Source organism: Microlunatus capsulatus, assembly GCF_017876495.1.
Taxonomy (GTDB): domain Bacteria; phylum Actinomycetota; class Actinomycetes; order Propionibacteriales; family Propionibacteriaceae; genus Microlunatus; species Microlunatus capsulatus.
In genome coordinates this window covers 1,511,838-1,534,751 of record NZ_JAGIOB010000001.1, presented here as the reverse complement: position 1 = coordinate 1,534,751, position 22,914 = coordinate 1,511,838, and the positions used below count along the sequence as shown (strand labels likewise).

Annotated in this window: 19 protein-coding genes and 1 pseudogene; 10 read left to right on the top strand and 10 right to left on the bottom strand. The window is 73.8% G+C overall.

The features are described from left to right. Nucleotides 1–86: 86 nt before the first annotated feature. From JOF54_RS21820 to JOF54_RS07030, 3 genes are read right to left on the bottom strand one after another with little or no spacing between them, the layout of a single operon-like run. Complete coding sequence (locus tag JOF54_RS21820) at nt 87–2,144, bottom strand: glycosyl hydrolase (protein ID WP_210054241.1); 2,058 nt, start codon at nt 2,142–2,144, stop codon at nt 87–89. Next, on the bottom strand, nt 2,141–2,878 hold the full coding sequence (locus tag JOF54_RS07035) for an efflux RND transporter periplasmic adaptor subunit (protein WP_210054239.1): 738 nt from the start codon (nt 2,876–2,878) through the stop codon (nt 2,141–2,143). The genes JOF54_RS21820 and JOF54_RS07035 overlap by 4 nt, the downstream gene beginning before the upstream one ends. Then, on the bottom strand, nt 2,875–4,764 hold the full coding sequence (locus tag JOF54_RS07030) for a glycosyltransferase family 2 protein (protein WP_210054237.1): 1,890 nt from the start codon (nt 4,762–4,764) through the stop codon (nt 2,875–2,877). The genes JOF54_RS07035 and JOF54_RS07030 overlap by 4 nt, the downstream gene beginning before the upstream one ends. A gap of 657 nt (nt 4,765–5,421) precedes the next feature. On the opposite strand from JOF54_RS07030, the gene JOF54_RS07025 reads away from it, so the two are divergent. Both JOF54_RS07025 and JOF54_RS07020 read left to right on the top strand, forming a co-directional pair. Beyond that, a complete protein-coding gene (locus JOF54_RS07025) occupies nt 5,422–5,724 on the top strand; it encodes a chorismate mutase (protein ID WP_210054236.1) in 303 nt (100 codons plus the stop codon). 179 nt (nt 5,725–5,903) lie between these two features. Then, nucleotides 5,904–7,736 (top strand): alpha/beta hydrolase, encoded by a 1,833-nt coding sequence (locus JOF54_RS07020; protein ID WP_210054233.1) that lies wholly within the window; start codon nt 5,904–5,906, stop codon nt 7,734–7,736. Between the two features lie 4 nt (nt 7,737–7,740). Here the strand turns inward: JOF54_RS07020 and JOF54_RS07015 are convergent, their stop codons facing one another. Together JOF54_RS07015 and JOF54_RS07010 are read right to left on the bottom strand one after the other, a co-directional pair. Beyond that, nucleotides 7,741–8,622 (bottom strand): Rieske (2Fe-2S) protein, encoded by an 882-nt coding sequence (locus JOF54_RS07015; protein WP_210054231.1) that lies wholly within the window; start codon nt 8,620–8,622, stop codon nt 7,741–7,743. 32 nt (nt 8,623–8,654) lie between these two features. After that, complete coding sequence (locus tag JOF54_RS07010) at nt 8,655–9,842, bottom strand: zinc-dependent alcohol dehydrogenase (RefSeq protein ID WP_210054229.1); 1,188 nt, start codon at nt 9,840–9,842, stop codon at nt 8,655–8,657. A gap of 160 nt (nt 9,843–10,002) precedes the next feature. Here JOF54_RS07010 and guaA point away from each other — a divergent pair, with 160 nt between their 5' ends. Both guaA and JOF54_RS07000 read left to right on the top strand, forming a co-directional pair. Then, on the top strand, nt 10,003–11,613 hold the full coding sequence (gene guaA, locus JOF54_RS07005; RefSeq protein WP_210054227.1) for a glutamine-hydrolyzing GMP synthase: 1,611 nt from the start codon (nt 10,003–10,005) through the stop codon (nt 11,611–11,613). A 49-nt stretch (nt 11,614–11,662) separates the two neighbouring features. Beyond that, nucleotides 11,663–12,430: a YaaA family protein gene (locus tag JOF54_RS07000; RefSeq protein ID WP_210054225.1), complete on the top strand. Its 768-nt coding sequence runs from the start codon at nt 11,663–11,665 to the stop codon at nt 12,428–12,430. Between the two features lie 25 nt (nt 12,431–12,455). Here the strand turns inward: JOF54_RS07000 and JOF54_RS06995 are convergent, their stop codons facing one another. From JOF54_RS06995 to JOF54_RS06985, 3 genes are read right to left on the bottom strand one after another with little or no spacing between them, the layout of a single operon-like run. Then, nucleotides 12,456–12,848, bottom strand: coding sequence for a PspC domain-containing protein (locus tag JOF54_RS06995; RefSeq protein ID WP_210054224.1), 393 nt, complete (start codon nt 12,846–12,848; stop codon nt 12,456–12,458). Nucleotides 12,849–12,895: 47 nt separating this feature from the next. Continuing rightward, nucleotides 12,896–13,093, bottom strand: a complete 198-nt coding sequence (locus JOF54_RS06990) for a hypothetical protein (protein ID WP_210054222.1) — start codon at nt 13,091–13,093, stop codon at nt 12,896–12,898. Then, the gene (locus JOF54_RS06985; RefSeq protein WP_210054220.1) at nt 13,090–14,427 is read right to left on the bottom strand and encodes a PspC domain-containing protein; all 1,338 of its coding nucleotides are present in this window, start codon (nt 14,425–14,427) and stop codon (nt 13,090–13,092) included. The genes JOF54_RS06990 and JOF54_RS06985 overlap by 4 nt, the downstream gene beginning before the upstream one ends. A 269-nt stretch (nt 14,428–14,696) precedes the next feature. Between JOF54_RS06985 and JOF54_RS06980 the strand changes: the two genes are divergently transcribed. Together JOF54_RS06980 and JOF54_RS06975 are read left to right on the top strand one after the other, a co-directional pair. Next, nucleotides 14,697–16,004, top strand: coding sequence for an ATP-binding protein (locus tag JOF54_RS06980; protein ID WP_245358002.1), 1,308 nt, complete (start codon nt 14,697–14,699; stop codon nt 16,002–16,004). Further along, nucleotides 16,001–16,738: a response regulator gene (locus JOF54_RS06975; protein WP_281073340.1), complete on the top strand. Its 738-nt coding sequence runs from the start codon at nt 16,001–16,003 to the stop codon at nt 16,736–16,738. Before JOF54_RS06980 ends, JOF54_RS06975 begins: the two co-directional genes overlap by 4 nt. A 67-nt stretch (nt 16,739–16,805) precedes the next feature. On the opposite strand, the gene JOF54_RS06970 is transcribed toward JOF54_RS06975, so the two are convergent. Next, nucleotides 16,806–17,078: a GlsB/YeaQ/YmgE family stress response membrane protein gene (locus JOF54_RS06970; protein WP_210054216.1), complete on the bottom strand. Its 273-nt coding sequence runs from the start codon at nt 17,076–17,078 to the stop codon at nt 16,806–16,808. 99 nt (nt 17,079–17,177) lie between these two features. Here JOF54_RS06970 and JOF54_RS06965 point away from each other — a divergent pair, with 99 nt between their 5' ends. From JOF54_RS06965 to JOF54_RS06955, 3 genes are all read left to right on the top strand, one after another. Continuing rightward, entirely contained in the window at nt 17,178–17,522 is a 345-nt protein-coding gene (locus JOF54_RS06965; protein ID WP_210054214.1) for a hypothetical protein, read from the top strand. Between the two features lie 82 nt (nt 17,523–17,604). Further along, entirely contained in the window at nt 17,605–18,051 is a 447-nt protein-coding gene (locus tag JOF54_RS06960) for an RrF2 family transcriptional regulator (RefSeq protein WP_210054212.1), read from the top strand. A 165-nt stretch (nt 18,052–18,216) separates the two neighbouring features. Continuing rightward, the gene (locus tag JOF54_RS06955) at nt 18,217–19,113 is read left to right on the top strand and encodes a sulfite exporter TauE/SafE family protein (RefSeq protein ID WP_210054210.1); all 897 of its coding nucleotides are present in this window, start codon (nt 18,217–18,219) and stop codon (nt 19,111–19,113) included. A 64-nt stretch (nt 19,114–19,177) separates the two neighbouring features. Here JOF54_RS06955 and JOF54_RS06950 read toward each other — a convergent pair whose 3' ends face one another. Beyond that, on the bottom strand, nt 19,178–20,410 hold the full coding sequence (locus JOF54_RS06950; RefSeq protein WP_210054208.1) for a phospholipase D-like domain-containing protein: 1,233 nt from the start codon (nt 20,408–20,410) through the stop codon (nt 19,178–19,180). A gap of 105 nt (nt 20,411–20,515) precedes the next feature. Between JOF54_RS06950 and JOF54_RS06945 the strand changes: the two are divergent. Further along, nucleotides 20,516–22,787, top strand: a pseudogene (locus tag JOF54_RS06945) (UvrD-helicase domain-containing protein); the annotation flags it as partial. Nucleotides 22,788–22,914: the final 127 nt, after the last annotated feature.

The following is a 22,914-nucleotide window of genomic DNA, read 5'->3' as shown; positions in this document are numbered from 1 at the left end:
CGCCGTACCCGATCCCGGTCACCCCCACCGACGGGGGGACCGGGGCTTGACGCGCGACCGGCGGGGGCGCCGGCCGCGCGAGCTCGTCAGCCCGTCCGCACGCTCATCAGCCAGGCGAGCAGGTAGGCGCGGCTGTTGCCGTCGTCGACCCACTCGTCGTCGAGGTCGCGCGCCTGCTCCAGGGCGGCCCGCCGCTGGTCCTCACCGGCCAGCGCCGAGTACATCAGCAGGTAGTCGCCGAACTTCTGGCCGAACCGGCCGCCCGTCGCCTCGGCGACGTTCGCGTCGATCTGGGCCGGGTCGCCGGCGAGGTAGGTCGACGCCGGGCTCATCGGGATCACGAGGATGCCCAGCATCGCCGCGGGCTCGGGGGAGAACCAGGTCGCGTAGTCGCGCTTGCCGCCCCAGTTCAGGGCGACGATCTCGTGGCCGTAGCCGGCGTAGGCGGGGTCGTCCCGGTCCGGGTTGGTCCAGTAGGCGAGCCCGGCGTGCGCCTCGCTGGAGAGCAGCCACGTGGCTTCCCCGGCCAGGTCGGCATTGTCGCGCACCTCGGCCCACAGGGCCAGGCCCGTCCAGGCGGTGACCGCCTCCGAGCTCGACTCCTGGTTGTTGCCGTCGGCGAAGGGCGACGTGCCGGAGGCCCAGGAGTGGCTGGCGTAGGCGTCGAAGACCCGCAGGTCGGGGAAGGCGCCGTTCGCCGCGGACGAGCCGATGTCGGCCGCCAGCAGGTCCATGACCGGCGCGTACCGCTCGGCGAGCGACGGGTCGTCCTCGGCCAGCACGGCGGCGGCGTAGAGGAAGTAGCCGTAGTGGAAGTGGTGGTCGTTGAACTCCTCCGAGCCGAACGACGGCGTGAGCCCGACGAGGCCCTTGGCCTGCTCGTCGTAGACGAAGCAGAACGCCTCCCGCTCGGCGCACCCCTGCGGCTCGGTCCAGCGGCCCAGGGTCTCGGTCAGCTCGGCCTTCATCGCCGCCGCGGGAGCGTCGGCGCCCAGCTGCGCGGCCAGCCGGTAGAGCATGGCGCCGCGGTAGAGGGCCTTGCCGCCGAAGTAGGTGTCGGCGGGGAAGTCCGGGGTGGCGGCCACGTCGGCCTCGACCTGGCGGGTCAGCTCGGCCTTCTCGTCCGCGCTGAGCCCGCTGAGGTCCAGCCGGCCGGTGGCCGGGGACCGCGGGACGGTCCAGGTCAGCTCGGTGCCCGCGCAGAGCGCGAGCGTGCCGTAGATGCTGGGGTAGCTGCCCAGCGCGCAGTCGGTGCCGGCGGCCAGCCCGCCCCGCTGGTGGGGCATGACGGCGAACGCGGTGCCCCCCTCGGCCTGGTAGCCGAGCGTGGTGGTGACGTCGTCACCGGCCAGCGCGTAGCGCAGGGTGCTGGCCGTGACCGGGTGCGCGGCGAGGGCGCCGAGCGCCTCCACCGAGCCGTCGGCCGGGACCGGGAACCAGGTGGCGCGGCCGCCCTCCTCCAGCTCGACGGCGCCGCCGTCCACCGTGCCGTCCTCGACGGCCAGGCCGTAGGTGACCCCGCCGGCCTGCGCCGTCCAGAGGTCCCCGGCGGCGGTGAAGGTGAGCGGGGTCCGCAGGGTCTGCTCCCGCTCGGCGGTGTAGTGCACGAAGGGCGAGCCCTGGGCGATGACGGTCCGGCCCAGCACCTCGCCCGCGTCGTCGCGCTGGTCGAGGGTGACGGTCAGGGTGTCGTAGGCGCTGACGACCGAGGAGGCTGCGCCCGTGTCGACGGCGACGTCGGGCTTGAAGCCGCCCGCGATGTTCTTCGCGGTCGCGCTGACCGTCGGCAGCCCCAGGGCGAAGCCGTTCTCGGTCAGCCCGAAGGACAGCGGCAGCGGGAACACTGGCTGCGGCTGGTCGCCGAAGACCAGGCCCGAGAACCACCGGTTGGTGGGCGGCACGAGGTCGGGGGCCAGCCGCTGCACCGGGAGCTCCTTGACCGTGCGGTGCACCACGCCCTCGACGAGGGGGTCCACCTCCGCGGCGGGGAACACCGCGCCGGTGCTGGTCGGGCCCGCGGGGGCCGGGTCGTCGCCGGCCGCGCCCGGTCCGGAGGCCGGGTCGGCGTCGCAGGCCGCGACGGCCAGCACGGCCAGGGCGACCCCGCCGGCGAGCGCGGTGCGCAGCAGCCGGCCCGGCCTCACGAGAGGCCGATCTGGCGGAGGAAGGCGAAGCCCGCGTCGCCGACGCCGGCCAGCGGGCCGTCGTCGCGGAGCTGGACCGTGGCGACGACGGGCGTGCCCGACTTCGCGAGGTCGGCGTTGGCGCCCTCGTGCAGGCCGGGGGCGTCGATCCGGATCCGGGTCAGCGCCTGGCCGGCCTCGGTGGCCACGGTGGTGGAGCTGACGGTGCCGATGACCGTGGTCCGGTCGGGCAGCAGGACCGTGGCCTCGGCGCCCTGGACGACCCGGGCGTAGTCGCCGGGGGAGAGCAGGTAGGTCGCGTCGACGTACTGGGTGTCGGTGACGGTCAGCTGGGCGAACGGCTCACCGGTGCCCAGCGCGTTGCCGAGGGTGGCCTCGAGCTGGTCGACCTGCCCGGCGACGGTGGCCTTGTAGGTCAGCGTGCCGGCCTTCGCGTCGACGTCGTAGGCCGCGGAGCTGCGGACCTCCAGGCCGTTGGCCAGGTCCTGCTGCAGCGGGACGCTCTGCACGGTGAAGAGGTCGTCGCCCTCCTGCACCACGTCGCCCTCGTCGACGAACTGCTCGACGACGGTGCCGCCGTACGCGGCGCCGACGGCGTAGGTGTCGGCCGCGACGGTGGCGGAGAGGCTGGCGGCGCGGGTCTGCCGCTGGTTGAACACCACGGTCAGCACGGCCACCAGCAGGAGGACGGCCAGCACGCCGGCGGTGAGGCGGAGTCGGTTGGTCCAGGTCATGAGCGCACTACCTCTTTCTGGGCGCGCCGAGGCGCGGGTTCGTCGGCGGGCACCGGGCGGTCGTCGCCTCGGGTGCCGGGGAGCGGGGCGGGGTCGGCGCCGGCGCGGCGGATCGGGTCGCGGCGGGGCAGCGGCCCGTCGTCCTCCAGCAGCGCACGGACGTCGAGGAGGTCGTCGTCCTCCGAGGCCGCCGCGGCGGCCTGGCCGAAGGCCGGCTCGGTGACGGCGGCCGGCACGCCGGCGAGGGCGGCGTCGGTCTCGACCGGTGCGGCGACCGGGCGGGGGTGCTTGATGTGGTGGGCCTCGCGCAGCGCCACGACCATGAAGGAGCCGAGGATGAGCGCGTTGGTGACGGTCCAGGCGGTGGCCAGGCTCAGCTGGCTGTTGCCCAGGTCACGCCAGACGGCCACCACGGAGGTGAGGGCCAGGAAGACGAAGACCAGCACCTGCGGGATGATGAAGTTGAACGGCGAGTCGGCCCGCACCTTGCTGCCGGTCACGTGCCACTTCTGCTCCTTGCCGATCAGCGCGTTGTAGAGCGCCTGCAGGTAGATCGGGAACGAGACGGCGGCCAGCATCAGCACCTCCCAGCGGAACGAGCCGAGGGTGTAGAAGGCGAGCAGGATCTGGAGCAGGTAGAAGCCGGCGTAGAACAGCAGCCAGGTGGTCCAGTCGATGGAGAGGTTCACCGGCCGCAGGTCGAAGAAGATCTCCAGCGGCGGCACCAGCAGCAGCAGGCCCGGCGCGATGCCGGTGAGGTAGTGGGTCGCGGTGACCAGGTACATGATCCGCTGGTCGAGGGTGAGGCGGCGGCGCGGGTTGAGCGGGTTGCGGGTGAGCATGATCTCGAACCCGCCCGTCGCCCAGCGCAGCTGCTGCTTCGTGTAGGCCTCGATGGTCTCGGGGGCGTCGCCCACGGCGAGGGTCTTCGGGATGTAGATGGTCTTCCAGCCGCGCTCGTGCAGCATCAGCGAGGTCCACACGTCCTCGGACTTCGAGTCGGTGTAGATGCCGCCGATGTCGTTGATGGCGGCGCGGCGGAAGATCACGTTCGTGCCGACGCAGAAGGCGGCGTTGAAGTGGTTGCGGCCGGGCTGGACGAACTTGTAGAACACGGCCTGCATGTAGCCGGCGCCGCGGGAGATGAGGTTGACCAGGTTGCCGTAGGTCTGCGGCGTCTGGACGAAGGCCACCGTGGTGTCCACGAAGAACGGCACGGTCTCGACCAGGAAGTCGGGGTGCGGCACGAAGTCGGCGTCGAACACGCAGAAGAAGTCGCCCTTGGCGATCGACAGCGCGTGGTTGATGTTGCCGGCCTTGGCGCCGTTGCTGGAGAGCCGGCGGATGTAGAAGCAGCCCAGCTCGTCGGCGAGGGCGCGGACCTCGTCCGAGCGGCCGTCGTCGAGGATCCACGTGCGGTGGCGGCCCTTGATCTCCAGCGCGGCCGCGGCGGTGGCGCGGATCTTGGCCAGCGGCTCGCCGTAGACGGTGATGAAGACGTCGACGTCCACCTCGCGGCCCTTGACCAGGACCGGCCAGAGCGTGGGCTGGCCCTTGAGGCCGGCCTTCTTGATCATCTTCGTGTCGAAGAGCTCCCGCTTGGCCTGGAAGAAGCCGAAGTCGCGCGGGCTCTTCGCCCCCGAGAGGATCGTCCACATGGCCAGCAGGGCGTGCGCGACCAAGATCGTCTCGGCCAGGATCACCAGCGCGTAGGGCAGGAAGTCGCCGCGGTTCGCCGGGTTCAGCAGGAACTGCGCGTAGAACAGGATGCCCAGCGTGGCCACCAGCGAGATCAAGATCATCACGGGTGAGTAGGGGTTGGCGGACGCGGCACGGCGCGTGACCGGTACGTGCCGGTCGACGCGTGCGTAGTCGTGGTCAGGCATGCGGGACTCCCACAAGTCGGTGTTCGTGGTCGGTCGTCGCGCAGCGCGGAAGAGCACAGGGTCGGTCGTCGGGGAGGGGGGAGGGGCTCGGGCAGACCCGCCCCTGCCTCGACGTGCTGGGCAGTTCCGCCGGCTCGACGGATGCGGCGTCATCGCCACCGGGAACTGCGCACACGCACGCTGCTGTACTGCGAACCGCCCCCGATTCGGCCCGACGTCGTACCGCCGGGAAGAGCCCGTCGACGACGGGCCGAGACCATGATCGACACCGGGGGACGTGGTCCCTGCCGGGTCGCCGTGGACTCGATGTTTCAACTGTAGAGGAGTTCGGGGTCTGCCGTGGGCGTTCGGCGCAGCGCTCCCGGACCCCTCGGCCGGCCCCGCGCCGCTGCGGTGGGAGGGCAGACCACCGGGGGCCAACTGGTATCACCCGGTCGTCCCCGGTGGGCTGAACCGGTTCGACGCGCGCGACCGCGCTCGTCCCGGGGCGAGCCGGTCGCCGCGGTGACCGCTACTGGTATCAGTCCAGTACCGGTGGTGGTCGTGTGACGCACGTCGCCCGGTACCGGCCCCGGGGTGCCGCACCTCACACCCGGCCCCGTCCCGGGGCGCGGCCGGGGCGGGTCGGACGCCGGGTGCGGAAACTAGGGTGACCCCATGACCGACCCGGTGACCGCCGAGCTCCTGCGGCTGCGCGACAGCATCGACAACATGGACGCCGCCCTGGTCCACCTGCTCGCCGAGCGGTTCAAGATCACCCAGCAGGTCGGGGTGCTCAAGGCCGAGCACGGGCTCCCGCCCGCCGACCCGGCCCGCGAGGCCGAGCAGATCGCGCGGCTGCGCAGCCTCGCGGTGCAGGCCAAGCTCGACCCCGAGTTCGCCGAGAAGTTCCTCGGCTTCGTCGTCGCCGAGGTGGTCCGCCACCACGAGGCCATCGCCACCGCCCAGCCCGGCCGCTAGCCGGTCGGCGCCGCGGCGGACCTCGCGCGGGGTCGGACGAGGTCACGAACGGGTCTCCGACCGCCCTGCTGCGGGTGGCGCCCTTGCCGCTGCCGACGGCGGCGTGGCACGGTCGACGGGCGGGGGGACCCGTGCGGGCCCAGCGCGGGCCTCGGGGGCACGTCGAGGAAGTTGAGCGGATGGTCGTTCGAGCACGCCGGTGGCTGACCGGAGGGCTGGTCGCGGTGCTGGGGGTGGCCCTGCTGGGCGGTGCCGGTGCGGCGGCCCCGCCCGCTCTCGCGGCCCCGCCGGTGACCGCCCCGCGCCCCGCCGCTCCCGCCGCGGGGCGCGACCCCGCCCCGGTCCGGGTGCCCGCCCGCTACCTCCAGCAGCAGGTCCGCTGGGAGCCCTGCGACTTCGACTACTTCGTCCGCAGCATCGCCCCGTCCGCGCCGGAGACCCGCTGCGCGGACCTCGTGGTGCCGATGGACTGGCGCCACCCCGACGACCACCCCGACATCACCGTCGCGGTCGCCCTGAGCCTGGCCACGGGCCGCTCGCAGGGCCTGCTGGCCCTGAACCCGGGTGGTCCCGGCCTGCCGGCGCTCGACAACACCGCGCTCTTCGCCGCCAGCGAGCGGCCGCGGCTGTTCCGCGAGTACGACCTGCTGGGCTTCGACCCCCGCGGCTTCGGCCGCAGCACCCCGGCCTCCTGCCGCGGCTCCGCCCGAGCCGCGGCGGCCCTGCCCGTCGTCGCCGACCCGCGGGTGCGCGGTCGCGCCACCCACCGCTGGGAGGTGGTCTCGGCCCGCTACGAGGCCCGGGCCTGCACGGCCGAGCTGACGCCGTTCCTCGGCACCCAGCAGACCGTCGAGGACCTCGAGTTCACCCGGGCCTACCTGCAGAGCCGGCGCCCGGCGGGCGACCGGCGCTACGAGCGGCTCAACTACGTCGGCTTCTCCTACGGCACCTGGCTCGGCGCCTGGTACGCCGACACCTACCCGTCGCGCACCGGCCGCTTCCTGCTGGACTCGAACATGGACTGGACCGCCTCGATGGACGCCAACCAGGCCTCGGACCCGGCCTCGTTCCAGCGCCGCCGGGACCGGATGTTCTTCCCCTGGGTGGCGCGGCACGCGCGGACCTACGGGTTGGGCACGACCGCCGCGGCCGTCCGCCGCCGCTACGAGCAGATCCGCGCCGGCGTGCTGGCCAGCTACGCGGACGGCCGCTCACCGGCCACGGCCACCGACCTGGACCGGGAGGTCCTGCTCCTCCTCTACAGCGACCGGGACTTCCCGGCGGCGGCCGAGACCCTGCGCGACTACGCCGAGCTGGCCGAGCCGGCGGGCGACGACGCCGTGACCCGCGCCCGCGCCCGGGCTCGTGACGCGTCGGCGCCGACCCGGCCCGGCCGGGTCACCCGGCCCGCCGTCGAGGACGACGAGCTGACGTGGGACCCCGCCCTGGCCGTCCGCTGCAACGACAGCGTGTGGTCGCGCGACGTCGCGGCGGTGCAGCGGCGCACGGACGTCGACGCCCGGCGCCAGCCCTTCGTCGGCTACTGGAACGCGCTGACGATGTGCACCTACTGGCCCTTCCCGGCGCTGACCCGGACCGTCGACCTAGTCGGGGCGCCGACGGTGCTCATGGTGCAGTCCGAGGGCGATCCGGCGACCGCCTACGAGGGAGCCCTGCGGGCGCACCGCGCGACGCCGGGGCGCAGCCGCCTCGTCTCCGTGCAGGACGAGGGCCAGCACGGCCTCTACCTGTCGGGGGTGTCGCCGTGCGTGGAGCGGATCGGCGACGCGTTCCTCTTCGCCGGCACCCTGCCGGCGGAGGACACGGTCTGCCCGACCACTCCGCTGCCGGGGGACCGCGCGGTCCACCCGCTGGTCAGTGGGGTGGCGGGCACGCCTGGACGCCAGCGGGTCCGCCCTGCGGCACCCACAGCCCGAGCCGACCGCGCCGAGCGCGGCCGGCGGGCCGTCCAGCGGATCCGCCGGGCGGTGGCCGCCGCCGAGCTCGGCTGAGCGGCTAGCGGCCGACGGGGTTGGTCCGCAGCGAGCGCGCGTCCACCCGGCGGGCCTGCAGCCGGCCGTCGACCTCGCGCACCTCGAAGGCGGCGGCGGGCCGGGTCGGCGGGCCGAGGACGACGGAGCCGTCCTGCAGGTCGAACTTCCCGCCGTGCCAGGGGCAGACGACGCAGCCGTCCTCCAGCGTCCCCTCGTGCAGCGGGCCGCCCCGGTGGGTGCAGCGGTCGGCGTAGGCGACGACCCGGTCGTCCAGCCGGGTCAGCACCAGCGGCACGCCGTCGAGGTCGCCCTCGGCGAGCTCGCCCGCGCGCACCTCCTCGGCGCCGGCGACGTCGGTCCAGCGCTCCTCGGCGTGGGAGAACGCGGTGGTGTCCACCCCGACGCCCAGCGCGTAGGCCAGGTGCCCGCCCATCCAGCCGCCGAGGCCGACGGCGCTCATCCCCAGCAGGGAGGTGACGACCCCCGCCCCGTCGCGGCCCTGGCGCCGCAGCAGCCAGCTGGCGGTGTAGGCCGCCAGCGCGACGGTGTTGGCCGCCAGGTGCACCAGCCCGACGCGCCGCTCGGCGCCCTCGGTGCTGCTCCAGTCGTGCAGCCCCGTGAAGGCGGTGGGCAGCGCCGACAGCAGGCCGAAGCCGACGAGGGTCCGGGCGGGCTCGGGCCGGCGCAGGCCGTCGAAGAGCAGGGCCCCGGTCCACGCCCCGATCGGGACGGTGACCAGCAGCGGGTGCAGCGGGTGCCCGATCGGGGTGCCCGCCGCGACGTGCCGGACGGCCGCCGGGGTGAAGACCGGCGCCACCGCGTTCGCCAGCGCGTCGCCCGGCCGGTCGAGGATCTTCGCCCGCTCGATCCGGGAGGTGACCGCGTCCGTCAGCTTGTTCAACATGAGGGCTCCTGCGCGCTCGAGGGGTGGACGGCTCAGGGCTTCAGCATGATCTTGACCGCGCCGTCCTGCTTCTTCTGGAAGATCTCATAGGCGTGCGGGGCCTCCTCCAGCGGGAGCCGGTGGGTGGCGAAGTCGTCGACGCCCAGCGGGTCGGCGTCGGTGAGCAGGGGGAGGATCTCCGGCACCCACTTCTTGACGTTGGCCTGGCCCATCCGCAGCTGGATCTGCTTGTCGAACATCGTCATCATCGGCATCGGGTCGGCCATCCCGCCGTAGACGCCGCTGAGGGAGACGGTGCCGCCGCGCCGGACGAGGTCGAAGGCGGTGTGCACCGCGGCGAGCCGGTCGACACCGGCCGTCTTCAGCAGGGGCTGGGTGACGGCGTCGGGCAGGTGGGCCGCCATCCGCTGGACCATCGACGCGCCCGGTGAGCCGTGCGCCTCCATGCCGACGGCGTCGATGACGGCGTCGGGACCGCGGCCCCCGGTCATGTCCTGGACCACGGCCAGCAGGTCGTCCCCGACGGCGTCGAGGTCGACGACGCGGACCCCGCGGGCCTGCGCCCGGGCCAGCCGCTCGGGCACCATGTCGACGCCGATGACGGTGCGCCCCGGATTGTTGTGCAGCGCGATCCGGCAGGCCATGTCGCCGATCGGGCCGAGGCCCAGCACGACGAGCGAGCCCTCCGCGGGCACGTCGGCGTAGGTCACCGCCTGCCAGGCGGTCGGCAGCACGTCGGAGAGGTAGACGAAGCGGTCGTCGGGCGGGCCCTCGGGCACCTTGACGTGGGTGAAGTCGGCGTGCGGCACCCGCAGGTACTCCGCCTGGCCGCCGGGGACCTGGCCGTAGAGCTTGGAGTACCCGAACAGCGCAGCACCCGAACCCTGCTCGCGCACCTGGGTGGTCTCGCACTGGGTGTAGAGGGTCTGGTCGCACATCCAGCAGTGCCCGCAGGCGATCTGGAAGGGGATGACGACGCGGTCACCGGCCCTGAGGTTGGTGATGCCGCTGCCGACCTCCTCGACGATCCCCATCGGCTCGTGGCCGAGGATGTCGCCCGGGTCCATGAAGGCCCCGAGGACCTCGTAGAGGTGCAGGTCGGACCCGCAGATGTTGGTGCTCGTGACCTTGATGATGGCGTCGGTGGGCTGCTCGATGACGGGGTCGGGGACGGTGTCCACGCTGACCTTGCGCCGGTCCTGCCAGGTGACTGCTCGCATGCTCTCGACGCTAACCCCCGCTCCCGAGCCCCTGCGCCCGCCCCCCGTCCGGGCTCCGGCCGGGTGCCCGGGGGCCGGGCGCGCCGACACTAGACTGCCGGTGCCCGGGCCGACCGGGCCCCCCGCCCCCGGGGAGCGTCGCCCGAGAGGTGCAGTCCCGATGAGCCAGCCCCAGACCGTCGGAGGCGAGGACGCCCCGGTCCGCGTCGGCAGCGAGGCGGTCGACCACGACCTCGTCCTCGTCGTCGACTTCGGCGCCCAGTACGCCCAGCTGATCGCCCGCCGGGTCCGCGAGGCCAACGTCTACTCCGAGGTCGTGCCGCACACGGTGACGGCCGCCGAGATCGCCGCCCGCAAGCCCAAGGCGGTCATCCTGTCCGGCGGCCCGCAGTCGGTCTACGCCCCCGGCGCCCCCCAGGTGGACCCGGCCCTCTTCGAGACCGGCGTCGCCACCTTCGGCATCTGCTACGGCTTCCAGGCCATGGCGCGCGCCCTCGGGGGCGACGTCGCCCGCACCGGGATCAGCGAGTTCGGCCGGACGTCGGCCCACATCGGCACGCCCGGCACCCTGCTGGCCGACCTGCCCTCGCCGCTGCGCGTCTGGATGAGCCACGGCGACTCGGTGGCGGCCGCGCCGGCCGGGTTCACCGCGCTGGCCAGCAGCGAGGGCGCCCCGATCGCGGCGTTCGAGGACGCCGGCCGCGGCTTCGCCGGCGTGCAGTGGCACCCCGAGGTGCTGCACACCCAGGCCGGCCAGAAGGTGCTGGAGCAGTTCCTCTTCGACATCGCCGGCTGCCGCCCGGACTGGACCGCGGCCAACATCGTCGACGACGCCGTGGCCGCCGTCCGCGAGCAGGTGGGGGACAAGCAGGTCATCTGCGGCCTCTCCGGCGGCGTCGACTCCGCCGTGGCCGCCGCGCTGGTGCAGCGCGCCGTCGGGGACCAGCTGACCTGCGTCTTCGTCGACCACGGGCTGCTGCGCGAGGGCGAGGCCGAGCAGGTGAAGCGGGACTTCGTCGCCGCCACCGGCGTCGACCTCGTCGTCGTCGACGCGGCCGACCAGTTCGTCGGCGCGCTGGCCGGGGTCACCGACCCCGAGACCAAGCGCAAGATCATCGGCCGCGAGTTCATCCGCACCTTCGAGGCGGCGGCCCGCGACATCACCCGCAGCGCCGACGACGTCGAGTTCCTGGTCCAGGGCACGCTCTACCCCGACGTCGTGGAGTCCGGCGGCGGCGAGGGCGCGGCCAACATCAAGAGCCACCACAACGTCGGCGGGCTGCCGGACGACCTGCAGTTCGCGCTCGTCGAGCCGCTGCGGACGCTGTTCAAGGACGAGGTCCGCGCCGTCGGCGCCCAGCTGGGGCTGCCGGCCGAGATCGTCTGGCGGCACCCGTTCCCCGGTCCCGGCCTGGGCATCCGGATCATCGGCGAGGTGACCCGCGAGCGGCTGACGATCCTGCAGCAGGCCGACGCCATCGCCCGCGCCGAGCTGACGGCGGCCGGGCTCGACCGCGACGTCTGGCAGTTCCCCGTCGTGCTGCTGGCCGACGTGCGCTCCGTCGGCGTCCAGGGCGACGGCCGGACCTACGGCCACCCCGTCGTGCTGCGCCCGGTGAGCAGCGAGGACGCCATGACGGCGGACTGGAGCCGGCTGCCCTACGAGGTGCTGGAGAAGATCAGCACCCGGATCACCAACGAGGTGCGCGAGGTCAACCGCGTCGTGCTCGACATCACCAGCAAGCCGCCGGGGACCATCGAGTGGGAGTGACGGCGCGTGGGAGTGACGTGCGAGTTGGAGTGACCTCCCGCCTCCTGCCGTGCTGATCCTGCTGCCGCCGTCGGAGGGCAAGGCCGCGCCCCGGCGGCGGGGTCGCCCCGCGGACCTGGGCGCCCTCGGGCTGCCCGAGCTGACGGCCACCCGCGCGGCGGTCCGCGACGCCCTCGTCGCGGCCAGCGCCGGTCCTCACGCCCTCGCGCTGCTGGGGGTGGGGGAGAGCCTGCGCGCCGAGGTGGAGCAGAACACCCGGCTCGCGACGCTGCCGGGAGCCGGGGCGCTGGAGGTCTACACGGGGGTCCTCTACGACGCCCTCGACTTCGGCACGCTCTCGCCGGCCGCGAAGCGCCGGGCGGGACGGTCGCTGCGGGTGCAGAGCGCCCTGTGGGGGCCGGTCGGACCGGCTGACCGGATCGCGCCGTACCGGCTGTCGATGGCGGTGACCCTGCCCGGCGTGGGCCCGCTGGCCCGGGCCTGGCGCGCCGTGCTGCCGGGCCCGATGGCGGCCCTGGCCGGCGACGGCGTCGTCGTCGACTGCCGCTCCAGCACCTACGCCTCGGCCTGGCTGCCCGCCGGGGACGCCGCCCGGCGGCTGCTGGCCGTCCGCGTGCTCACCGAGGTGGCGGGCCGGCGGACGGTCGTCTCGCACCTGGCCAAGCACACCCGGGGCGAGGTCGCCCGCGTCCTGCTGGAGCACCCGGGCCGGCTGCGCACGGTCGTGGACGTGGCGGCAGCGGTGGCCGGGAGCGGCCACCGCTGCGAGCTGGTCGACCACGGGCGGCGGGGCCACAGCCTCGACGTGCTGCGCTGACGCCCCGCCCGGGCCGGGGTCCTGCCTAGCGGTCGTCCTCGGGACGCCCGGGCCCGACCGGCCGGTCGGTGACGGGGGCTCCGACCTGCGGCTGCTCCCAGGGAGCGCCCTCGCGACCCCAGACCGGGTCCTGCGGGGCGGGACCGGCGACGCCGCTCGGGGGCTGCGGCGGCCAGGCGGTCGGCGGCACGCGGGGCGGCGGCGGGCTGACCCGGTCGTCCTCGGGCACCACCAGGAGGGCGATGACGTAGACCAGCAGGGCGGCGCCGCTCGTGACCAGGGTGAGCACGACGGTGAGGATCCGGACCAGCGACGGGTCCATGTTGAGGTAGCGGGCGAGGCCCCCGCAGAGGCCGGAGACGACCTTGTCGTCGCGGCTGCGGGTGAGCCGCTTGGGGCCCTGGGTGGGGTGGTTCATGGTGACCTTCCTGAGGTGGGACGGGCGGGACGAGGACGGCGACGGGGTCATCGACGGCGGGTGAGCAGCAGGCCCAGGGCGCCGACGGCGACCAGGACGAGGGGGGCGGCGGTGCCGATCAGGCCCCAGTCGAGCGGGCCCACGAAGGTGAGCCAGAGGGCTCCGCCCGCGACGACCACGAGCAGCAGGCCGAGGACGAGGGAGACGACGTCGAGGCGGCCCCGGGTGGGGCGGGGGGTGCTCACCGGACCACCGCCACCTGGCCGAGCTCGGCCGACAGGTCGAGGGTGAGGGTGGGTCGGCCCGCCACGGGCGGCTCGAGGTCGGCGGTGTCGTGGAGGTCGAAGCCGGACCGGCTCTGGTCGCCGAGGATCTCGACGGCGCCGAGGTCGACGCCGTAGCGGACCTCCACGTTGACGTCGTCGGGGACCCGCACCTCGAGCTGGCCGGCCTCGAGCTGGGCGGTGTAGGTGGCGTCGTCGGTGAGGACCAGCCGGCTGAGGTCGACCTCGGCCTGGCCGGACCCGAAGACCTCGGGGGTGCGGGGGAGCTGCTCGACGCTGACGTAGCTGCGCTGCACCCGGGTGAAGTCCTCGGGGGCGGGCAGGACCTGGGCGGCCGCGGCCGTGACCACGACGACCGGGACCAGCAGCAGCCCGACGGGGAGCAGCCCGCGCGCCCGGCCGAACCAGGTGGCCGCGACGAGGGCGAGGCCGACGACGAAGAGCGCGGCCGCGGCGTAGCCGGCCGGCGTCACCGCCGCCCCGGCGCGGTCGAGGAGGGTGAGCCCGCCGAGCACCAGACCGAGCACCAGCAGGGTGAGCAGCCGCAGCCGACGGGCGGCCAGGCTGTCGCGCCGGTTCAGCGGAGCGGCCAGGGCGGTGGCCCCTGCGGGCTCGTCGTACAGGCCGGCGGGGTCGGCGGTGGCGAGGAAGGCGCTCCGCTCGGCCACCTCCGGGTCGGGAGCGGGGTCCTGGACGGTGCTCGCGGCGGCCGGGGCGCCCGGCCACGTCGTCGCCGCGGCGACCGGGGCCGCGACGCGGGCCTGCTGGACGTGCTCCTCGATCCGTCGGCGCCAGCTGTCGGCGGCCGCCGTGAACGGGGTGGGGGGCCCGGGGTGGGTGACGAACGTGGGAGCGGCCGGGGCGGGCGGCTGGTCGCCGACGCCGACCGGGGCCGGCGCGGCGCTCGGGGTGCCCTGGCGCTGCTTGTAGAAGCCGAAGTACCAGATGCACGCGATGACGACGGCGGGCCCGATGCCGAAGGGGCTGGCCGAGCCGAAGATGGCGAAGACGGCCAGGCAGGCCAGCGCGACGAGGGCGACCCACACCTCCTTCGGCCACCGGCGGGTCTTGTCACCCAGCAGGTCGTCGAGGGTGGCGGTGCTGCGCCCCTGCACGGGGACGAGCAGCCAGGCGGCGACGTAGAGGACGACGCCGATCCCGCCGCTCAGCGCCAGCAGCACCCAGCCGACGCGGACGAGCACGGGGTCGACGCCCCAGTGCTCGGCGACGCCGCCGCACACGCCGGCGACCTTGGTGTCGGTGGCGCTGCGACGCACGGTCCAGATCGAGCTCATGGCGCCATCCTGCCCAGCGGGGGTGCCGGCGGGCATCAGGGACGACCCCCAGTCGCCCCCTCGTCAGCCCTGGCGGCCGCCCGGCCGCCGGGTTCCGGGGGTGCGGCCGGGGGAGTCCCTGGTGGTCAGACGGGCGCGCGCGTGGAACGCTGGGACGCACCATGTCGACCGCCGAGGGAAGCCGCCTGCACGCTCCGCCCGCGGAGCGGCCCGCGCCCCCGGCCCCGGTGACGCCCCCGGCGAGACCCGGGCCCGTCCCGCCGGTCCCGTTGCGTCCCCTCCCGGGCAGCAGCACCCCGGCCGGCTCGGTCCCGCCCGGGTCCACCGCGCTGGAGCCGGTGCCGCCCGGCCGCCCCCGCGCCACCCGGGTGTCCGAGGGCGCGATGATCGGCGGCGTCTGCACCGGCCTCGCCCGCCACCTCGGCTGGCCCGTGCTGGCGGTCCGGATCGCGTTCGTCGCCCTCACCCTCTTCCAGTTCCTCGGCGTCCTCGCCTACGGCGCCCTCTGGCTGCTGCTCCCGGCCCAGCCCGCGGTCAGCTCGCCCGGTCTGGAGGCGGCGACCCGCACGGGGCTGCGCAAGCCGTCGGCGCCCCGGCGCCGCGTCGACTGGGGCGCGGTCGTCGCCCTCGCCGCGCTGGGCAGCGGCCTGCTGTGGCTCGTCCAGGTCAGCGGGCTCGGCGTCAGCCAGCGGCTGTTCTGGCCGGTGGCCTTCGCCTGCGTGGGCGCCGCGCTGGTCTGGCGGCAGGCGGACTCGGCCCAGCAGAAGCGCTGGCAGGCCGAGGCCGGCGGGCGGGCCTGGCTCGCCCCCCTCGTCGCCCGCGGCGGCTGGCCCGCCCTGGTCCGGGTCATCGTGGGGCTCGGCCTGGTCGGCGCCGCCTTCGGGCTCGTCGTCGCCCAGCAGGGCCAGCTCGACCAGCTGCCCGAGGTGATGGCCATGACGGTGATGGCGCTCGCGGGGCTGGCCGTCGTCGTCGCCCCCTGGATCCACCGCTCCCGCACCGCCCTCAACACCGCCCGCGCGGAGAAGGTCCGTGCCGACGCCCGCGCCGACATGGCCGCCCACCTGCACGACTCGGTGCTGCAGACGCTCGCGCTGATCCAGCGCCAGTCGGAGGACCCGCGCGCGGTCCAGCAGCTGGCCCGCCGCCAGGAGCGCGAGCTGCGCACCTGGCTCTACGGCGAGGAGCTGACCGAGACCACGCTCAAGGCGGCGCTGACCACCGCCGCGGCCGAGGTCGAGGACGAGCGGGCGGTGCCCGTCGAGCTCGTCGTCGTCGGCGACGTGGAGCCCTCCGACGCCGTCCAGGCCCTGGTCCGGGCCGCCCGGGAGGCCATGGTCAACGCGGCCAAGCACTCCGGGGCGGACAAGATCGACGTCTACGCCGAGGTCGACGAGGACCTCATCGAGGTGTTCGTCCGCGACCGCGGTGCCGGCTTCGCGCTGGACGACGTGCCGGAGGACCGGATGGGCGTCCGGGGCAGCATCATCGACCGCATGGCCCGCCACGGCGGCACCGCCACCGTCCGCTCCCGCCCGGGAGACGGCACCGAGGTACGACTGGAGATCAGACGATGACCCACCCGCAGCACACCCCGCCCGCCGGCAGCCGTCCGCCGGCCCCGGGGACCCCCGCCGGGGCACCCGCCGCGGCCCCCGACGCCGCTCCGCCCGGGCCGTCGCGGGTGGTCGTCGTCGACGACCACGCCATGTTCCGCACCGGCGTCAAGGCCGAGATCGGCCAGGCCGTCCGGGTGGTGGGGGAGGCGGCCGACGTCGACTCCGCCGTCGAGGTGATCACCCGCACGAAGCCGGACGTCGTCCTGCTGGACGTCCACCTGCCCGGCGGCGGCGGCGTCGAGGTGCTGCGCCGGGTGCACGCCGTCGCGCCGGAGCAGAAGTTCCTGGCCCTGTCGGTGTCCGACGCCGCCGAGGACGTCATCGGCGTCATCCGCGGCGGGGCGCGGGGCTACGTGACCAAGTCGATCAACGGCACCGAACTGGTGGACGCCATCCGGCGGGTGGCCGAAGGGGACGCCGTCTTCTCCCCGCGGCTGGCCGGGTTCGTGCTGGACGCGTTCTCCGGGGCGATCGACCTGGCCACCGTCGACGAGGACCTCGACCGGCTCTCGCAGCGCGAGCGGGAGGTCCTGCGGCTGATCGCCCGCGGCTATGCCTACAAGGAGGTGGCGCGCGAGCTGTTCATCTCCATCAAGACCGTGGAGACCCACGTCAGCAGCGTGCTGCGCAAGCTCCAGCTCTCGAACCGGCACCAGCTGACGCGCTGGGCGACCGACCGCCGCCTGGTCTGAGGTCCGGAGACGGAACAGCCCGGCCGACCACGAGGGTCGACCGGGCTGACCGGGTGAGCGGGACGCGTCAGGCGCGCGAGCCCGAACGGCCGCTAAAACGCGTGTAGAGCAGCAGGACGATGATCGCACCGATGATCGAGCCGATGATCCCGGCGGGCTGCAAGAAACTGCCGCCGTTACGGAAGATGAGGTAGCCAAGGAAGCCCCCAACGAAGGATCCGATGATTCCGAGGAGGATCGTCATCGGAATCGAGAGGTTCTGACGTCCTGGCACTACCAGTCGGGCGATGGCTCCCGCGATCAGGCCGACGACGATGATGCTGATGATGAGTCCGAACATGAAGTACCTCTCCTATGATGTCTGCTTCCAGCATGAGACCGGATATTGACCCGGTCGTGGCTGCAGAGCACTGAAGTCAACCACCCGTAGGTTCGAGTCATGCAACTGGGCCAGGAAATTGTCGTGCTGGTGCACCTGGTGGGCTTCGCCGCGCTGCTCGGCGGGATCCTCGTCCAGACCCGGGTGGCCGAGCCCGAGGTCAGCGCCACGATGCTCGCCGGCGGCTGGACCTCGCTGCTCAGCGGCGTCGTCCTCGTCGTGCTGGCCCTGGTCGCCGGCCAGGACGTCGCCTGGGGTCCGGTGGGCGTGAAGACCGGCGTCACCCTCGTCCTCGTCCTGCTGCTGGCCCGGAACCGCCGCTTCCTGTCGGTGCCGCGCGGGCTCTGGCTGCTGATGGGCCTGCTGACGCTGGCGAACGCGGCCCTCTCGGTGCTGTGGCGCTAGGCTGCAGGGGTCGTCCGACCCGGGCCCGGGCCCGGTACGACCGAGCCCGAGGAGACCGCGTGAGCAGGACGGACGTGCCCGCGTGAGGCTGTCGGCCCGGGTGGACTACGCGCTCCGCGCCACCGCCGAGCTGGCGGCCGCCGACGCCCCCCGCACCGTCGACCAGCTGTCGGCGGCCCAGCGGATCCCGCCGAAGTACCTCGAGAGCATCCTCGGCGAGCTGCGTCGTGGCGGGCTCCTGCGCAGCCAGCGCGGTCCCGACGGCGGCTACCGGCTGGCCCGGCCCGCGTCCGACATCAGCATCGCCGACGTCATCCGCGCCCTCGACGGCGAGCTCGCGAACGTCCGGGGCAGCCGTCCGGAGCACCTGCAGTACGAGGGCGCCGCGGCGCCCCTGCAGGAGGTGTGGATCGCGCTGCGGGCCTCCGAGCGCGCCATCCTCGAGGGCGTCAGCCTCGCCCACGTCGCGGCCGGCCAGCTGCCGGCGCCCGTGGTCGACCTCGTCGCCAACCCCGCCGCCTGGAGCTGAGCCCGGCCCTCCTCCGTCCCAGGACTCCCTCCTGTCCCGGAGGTGTCCACATGTCGGATTGTCTGATCACCAAGTGAGACGAGCGGTGGGCAGGACGCCGAGGGCTTGCTACGTTCCTGCAATTCCTAGTAACTCGCTAGGCATCGGGAACAAGGTGGACCACCCATGCGCAAGCTCATCGTCCTCGCCCTCGTGGGGTTCGGGGCCCAGCTCGTCGACGGCAGCCTCGGCATGGGCTACGGCGTCACGTCGTCCACGCTGCTGATCCTGGCCGGCCTCACGCCGGCTGCGGCGTCGGCCTCGGTGCACTTCAGCGAGCTGGGCACCAACCTCGCGTCGGGCTTCTCGCACTGGAAGCTCAAGAACGTCGACTGGCGGGTCGTGGCCCGGATCGCCGGACCCGGCGCCGTCGGCGCCTTCCTCGGCGCCACGGTGCTCTCCAACCTCTCGACGGAGGCGGCCGCGCCCGTGATGGCGGCGATCCTCGCCGCGCTCGGGCTCTACATCATCATCCGCTTCGTGCTGGGCGTCCGGCCCGCGCTGAAGAAGGCGCTGACGATGAAGTTCCTGGCCCCGCTCGGCCTCTTCGCCGGCTTCATCGACGCCACGGGTGGCGGCGGCTGGGGCCCCGTCGCGACCCCGGCCCTGCTGGTCGACGGCCGGATGCCGCCCCGCAAGGTGATCGGCTCCATCGACACCTCCGAGTTCGCCGTCAGCGCGGCCGCCAGCCTGGGCTTCCTCTTCGGCCTCGGCGCCGCGGGCATCAACTGGGGCTTCGCCCTGGCGCTGCTGGTCGGCGGCCTGGTCGCCGCTCCGCTGGCCGCCTACCTCGTGAAGGTCGCCCCGGCCCACCTGCTGGGCGTCGCCGTCGGCGGGCTGATCCTGCTGACCAACAGCCGCACGCTGCTCAAGACCTACGACGTCGCCGACGGCACCCGCTGGGTGGTCTACGGCGCGGTGCTGGTGCTGACCGTCGTCGGGCTCTCGGTGGCCGTCCAGCGGCAGCGCCGCCGGGGCCCCGTCGACGAGGAGGACCGCGCGCAGGAGTCCGTCAGCGTCTGACGCCGTCGCTCCGCTCGGTCCCGCCCCAGCCCTCCCGGTCCTCGACCGGGAGGGCTGCGGCGTCTCAGAGCAGCGGGCGGAAGGGGGTGAGGACGGTCTCGGAGAACTTGACCATCGCGTGCCGGCGGCGCCAGGCGGCCAGCGTCAGCTCGACGGTGTTGGAGGAGTCGAGGGCGAAGATCTCCTCCATCTGCCTCGCCACGTCGGCGTTGAGGACCTCCATGTTGATCTCGTAGTTGCCCGTGAGGCTGAGTCGGTCGAGGTTCGCCGTGCCGATCGTCGACCACTGGCCGTCGATCGTCGCCGTCTTCGCGTGCACCATCGCGCCCTGGTAGAGGAACAGCCGGACCCCGCCGCGCAGCAGCTGGGTGTAGAAGCCGCGCGACAGCCAGTCGGCCACGATGTGGTTGGACTCGGCCGGGACGATGATCCGCACGTCCACGCCCCGCCGGGCCGCCCGCAGCAGCGCGTCGAGCATGTCGGTGTCCGGGATCAGGTAGGCGTGGGTGAGGTAGATGTGGTGGGCGGCGCGGTCGAACGCGTCGAGGTAGACCCCGCGGATGGGGTAGACGACGTTGCGCGGGATGTTGCGGTGGATGCGGATGTCGGACTGCCAGGTCCGGCCGCCGACGTCGGGCAGCTCGGGGCGCCGTCGGCCGGCGAACAGGTTCCAGAAGTCGATGAACGCGTTCTCGGCGTCCCAGACGATGTCGCCCGTCAGCTTGGCGTGGGTGTCGCGCCAGTCCGTCGCGTAGAGGCTGCCGATGTTGTAGCCGCCGAGGAAGGCCACGGCGTCGTCGACGACCACGAGCTTGCGGTGGTCGCGGCCGGAGTTGCGGACGCTGGGCCACGAGCGCCCGATCGGGTGCCGTCGGACGTGGATGTTGTCGGGGAAGTGGAAGAAGCTCCGGGGGACGACGAGGTTGGCGAACTCGTCGAAGACGACGTAGACCTCGACGCCGCGGTCGGCGGCCTCGGTCAGCGCGTCCTTGAAGGCCTGGCCGACGGCGTCGCCCTTCCAGATGAAGGTCTCGAAGAACACCCGGCTGCGGGCCTGCCGGATGGCGTCCAGCATGTCGCGGTAGAGGTCCTCGCCGTAGGTGTAGACCGTCACCTCCGAGCCGCCGGCGGTCACCGAGCGGGGGGCGACGCGGGGGAAGACGGCGGGCTTGCGGGTCCGCTTGCGGCGGTGGTCGACCACGGCGAGGACCGCCAGCGTCGTGCCCTGGACGGCGGCGACGGCGAGCGCGGTGTGCTGGAGCACCGTCCGCAGCCTGATCCGCCTCATCCACCCCATGTGCCTACGGTAGCCCGCGCGCCCGGGCCGCTGACGCGGCAGGTGGACCTCCCCGCGCGCGGGAGGAGGGCGTTGTCGGCGGTGGCGTCTAGGGTGGATCGGGAGATGACCAGTGCGCCCCGCCCCCTCGTCCCCACCCCGTCCGACGGCCTGCCGGACGACCTGTTCCCGGAGGTGACCGTGGCCCGCCCGCGCACCCGGACGTCGTCCGGCCCCAGCACCGACAGCCTGCTCGAGGGGCTCAACCCGCCCCAGCGCGAGGCCGTCCTGCACGCCGGCGGCCCGGTCCTCGTCGTCGCCGGCGCCGGGTCGGGCAAGACCCGCGTGCTCACCCGCCGGATCGCCCACCTGGTGGGGGAGCGGAAGGTGCACCCCGGCTCGATCCTGGCCATCACCTTCACCAACAAGGCCGCCGCCGAGATGCGCGGCCGGGTGATGGACCTCGTCGGCAACCGCGCCAAGCTGATGTGGGTCTCGACGTTCCACTCGGCCTGCGTGCGCATCCTGCGCTCCGAGATCGGCCGCTTCCACGTCTCCCGCACCTTCTCGATCTACGACGACGCCGACTCCAAGCGGCTGATGCAGCTGGTCGCGAACGACCTCGAGCTGGACCCCAAGCGGTTCCCGGTGCGGGCCATCATGAGCTGGGTCTCGAACTGCAAGAACGAGCTGGTCGACCACGAGTCGGCCCGCGGCCGCGCGGCGGAGGGCAGCGTCGAGGCGTCCTACGCCGAGGCCTACGCGGAGTACCAGCGGCGCCTCATCGCGGCGAACGCGCTGGACTTCGACGACCTCATCATGACCACCGTGCACCTGCTGCAGGCGTTCCCCGACCTGCGCGAGCAGTACCGCCGGCGCTTCCGCCACGTGCTGGTCGACGAGTACCAGGACACCAACCACGCCCAGTACGTGCTGGTCCGCGAGCTGTGCTCGGCCGACGTCGAGCCGGGCCCCGAGACGGTGGCGGCGGAGCCGCCGGAGCTGATGGTGGTCGGGGACTCCGACCAGTCCATCTACGCCTTCCGCGGCGCCACGATCCGCAACATCAACGACTTCGAGCTCGACTTCCCGGGCGCGCGGACGATCATGCTGGAGCAGAACTACCGCTCCACGCAGACGATCCTCACCGCGGCCAACGCCGTCATCGGGCAGAACGCGGGCCGCAAGCCGAAGAACCTGTGGTCCGACGCCGGTGACGGCCCGATGATCGTCGGCTACGTCGCCGACACCGAGCACGACGAGGCCCAGTTCGTCGCCAGCGAGATCGACCGGCTGAGCGACGCGGGGGAGGGCCGCTACGGCGACACGGCCGTCTTCTACCGGACCAACGCCCAGTCGCGGACGTTCGAGGAGGTGTTCATCCGCGTCGGCCTGCCCTACAAGGTCGTCGGCGGGGTCCGCTTCTACGAGCGCCGCGAGGTCCGCGACGCCATCGCCTACCTGCGGGCGATCAGCAACCGCAGCGACGACGTCTCGGTCCGTCGGATCCTCAACGTGCCCAAGCGCGGCATCGGCGACCGGGCCGAGGCCGCCGTCGCCGACCTCGCGAACCGGGAGCGGATCAGCTTCGGCGAGGCGCTGCGGCGCATCGACGACATCCCGTCGCTGGCCACCCGCTCGGCCAACCAGCTGCGCGGCTTCGTCGACCTGATGGACGCCCACGAGGCGATGGTGGCCGAGGGGGCGCCCGCCGACGCCATCCTCACCAGCGTGCTGGAGGCCTCGGGCTACCTGGCCGAGCTGCAGACCTCGTCCGACCCGCAGGACCAGACCCGGCTGGAGAACCTCGTGGAGCTGGTGACGGTGGCGCGCGAGTTCGTCAGCGGGGTGGCCGTGCTGGCCGCGGTCGACGACGACGTCGTCGACGAGGCCTTCGACCCGGCGGCCGAGCTCGCCGCGCTGACGGCCCCGGTCGTGGAGCCGCGGGCGGGCGTCCGGCTGGCCGAGCTGCCGCCGGAGTTCGACCCCCTGGACCCCGAGCAGGACCTGGCCGCGGGTGCCGCCGAGGTGGACGACTCCCTCGGCGCGTTCCTCGAGCGGGTCGCCCTGGTGGCCGACTCCGACCAGATCCCGTCCCCGGACCGCGAGAGCGCCGGCGTCGTCACCCTGATGACGCTGCACACCGCCAAGGGGCTGGAGTTCGACAACGTCTTCCTGACCGGCTGCGAGGACGGCGTCTTCCCGCACATGCGGGCGCTCAACGACCCCGACGAGCTGGCGGAGGAGCGGCGGCTGGCCTACGTGGGCATCACCCGGGCCCGGAAGCGGCTGCACGTCTCCCGTGCGGTGGTCCGCGCGGCGTGGGGCACCCCGCAGCACAACCCGCCCAGCCGGTTCCTGGGGGAGATCCCCGACCGGCTGGTCGACTGGCGGCGCACCGAGCGGGCCGTCACGTCGTGGCGCAACACCTCGGCGACGACGCGCTCGAACCAGTCCTGGCGCACCACCGTCGGCTACGGCGCCGGCAAGCCGAAGGTCCGCGAGATCCCGGTCCTGGCCGCCGG